General features: G+C 40.2%; 1 protein-coding gene. It reads left to right on the top strand.

Annotation, left to right across the window (positions count from 1 at the left end):
* Nucleotides 1–2,225 (top strand): phenylalanine--tRNA ligase subunit beta (gene pheT / locus KKD20_05320; GenBank protein MBU4332509.1); only part of this gene is annotated, 2,225 nt, incomplete at both ends.

Consider the following 2,225-nt stretch of genomic DNA (forward strand, 5'->3'; position numbering starts at 1 on the left):
CAAGGTCGCTCATGTTAATATTGGTGGTTTTAAAAATCCTAAATCCGAAATCCTAAATCCTAAACAAATTCAAAGTTCAAAACTCAAAATTCAAAAAGTTGTGTGTGGTGGTGTAAATTTGAATGAAGGCATGTTAGTCGCATTCGCTCAAGTCGGCGCTCGCGTCAAATGGCACGGAGAAGGGGAGCCAGTGGTTTTAGAAAAGGCTAAAATTCGCGGAGTGGAGTCAAACGGCATGATTTGTTCGGCTTCGGAAATTGGCTTGGAAAATTTATTTCCTCAAGAAAGCGAGTATCATATTGTGGATTTGTCAGATGTAAAAGGCATCAAGGTGGGGGAACCGCTTGCCAAGGCACTGGGTCTGGATGATGTCATCATTGAAATTGAAAATAAATCTTTAACTAATCGTCCGGATTTATGGTCGCATTATGGTATGGCGCGGGAAGTGGCAGCATTATTGGGGTTAAGATTGAAGGTTAATAAGGTTAATGACGAAGAAATTAAGAAATTAAGAAATAAAGAAATTAAGGGAGATGCGAATGACGACAAGGTTAATAAAGACAAGCTGAAAGTGGATATTCAAGATAGTCAGAAGTGTCCACGGTATCTGGGAGTCGTGATTGACAACATCAAAATTGAGCCCTCGCCCGCGTGGATGTCTCGCCAGCTTGAGGCCATCGGCGTTCGTTCAATAAATAACATCGTGGACATCACCAATTATGTTTTAATGGAACTCGGTCAGCCGCTACACGCGTTTGACTATGATTATATTGAAAACCATATCATCGTCGTCAGAGCTGCAAAAAGGGGCGAGAAAATGCAAACCATAGATAACCAAACTCTCGAGTTAGATACAGATGATTTGGTGATTGCCGACCCTAAAAAACCAGTAGCTTTGGCCGGAGTTATGGGCGGTAATAATTCTGAAATCAGCGATAAAACCACCAAAATTATTATAGAGTCCGCCAACTTTGAATCATCTGGCATTCGCAGAACAGAATCTCGAACCGGCCTCCGCACCGAGGCCTCAATCAGGTTTGAGAAGGCCTTGGACCCAGAACTATCAGAGCAAGGCATTAAACGCGCTATTGAATTAATTTTAGAAATTTGCCCAAGCGCCAAAGTTACTTCGTCAATTGTAGATATTGGAAATTATAAACCCCAAAAAAATATTATTGATTTAGATTTAGAATATCTTAACCGCGTAGTCGGAACTGAAATTCCAGTAAAAAAAGTCATCGAAATTTTGACTTCACTTGAATTTTACGTCAAGCCGTCAAGCCGTCAAGCCGTCAAGCCTCAAGCATTATCAGTCGAAGTCCCTTCTTTTCGCGCCACTCGTGACATCACCATAGAGGAAGATCTAATTGAAGAAGTTGCCAGAATTTTCGGCTATCAAAATATCAAACCAAAGATGCCAGAAATTAAACTCGTAGCGCCAGAGGTCAACACCGAGCGCCAACTTGAGCGCCAAATAAAAAATATCTTAACAATCGGGCTTGGCTTCAACGAGGTCCAAAATTATTCTTTTGTTGATCCTAAGGTAGCAAGCTATTTTGGTTACCAAGAAAAAGATTTAATCGCCTTAGATAATCCAACGGCTTCAGAACAATCTCATTTACGACCTAATTTACTCATCAACCTAGCTAAAAATATTAAAGATAATTTGAGATTTTTTGATGAATTCAAACTTTTTGAAATTGGCCGGGTTTTTGTTAAGGGAAAAGGGAATTTTAACACCAGCGTCAATAGTAAAGAATTCCTGCCCAAACAAGATAAATATTTAAGCGGAGTTGTGGTGGGTAAAAATGTTTTTGAGCAAGCCAAGAGCGCAGTTGAGAATCTATTAGAGAAGGTGGGAGTTGATTGTCAATTGGTTCCAACCCGGTCCAAGGTTTTTTGGGCTGATGAAGAGAGAGTGCTAGAAATTAAGTCAGACGGGAAAAATCTGGGCTATATTGCTGAAATGGTCTCCAAGTTACGAACCAAACTCAAGCTCAAACCCCGAGTCGGTGTCTTTGACCTCAACTTTACTGAATTAGCTAATCTGCCAAAAACTCAAGTTAAAGAATTTCAAGAACTCCCAATTTACCCTTCTGTCACCCGCGACTTAGCAATCATCACAAGCCAGGGCATAATGTATTCGGATATTGCCGAAGTTATAAATACCATTAGTCCACTCATTATTCAAGTTGACCTTTTTGATGTGTATACTGGCAAAAATA

It is taken from the genome of Patescibacteria group bacterium, assembly GCA_018896645.1.
In the GTDB taxonomy this organism is placed as follows: domain Bacteria; phylum Patescibacteriota; class Patescibacteriia; order UBA2591; family JABMQE01; genus JAHIMF01.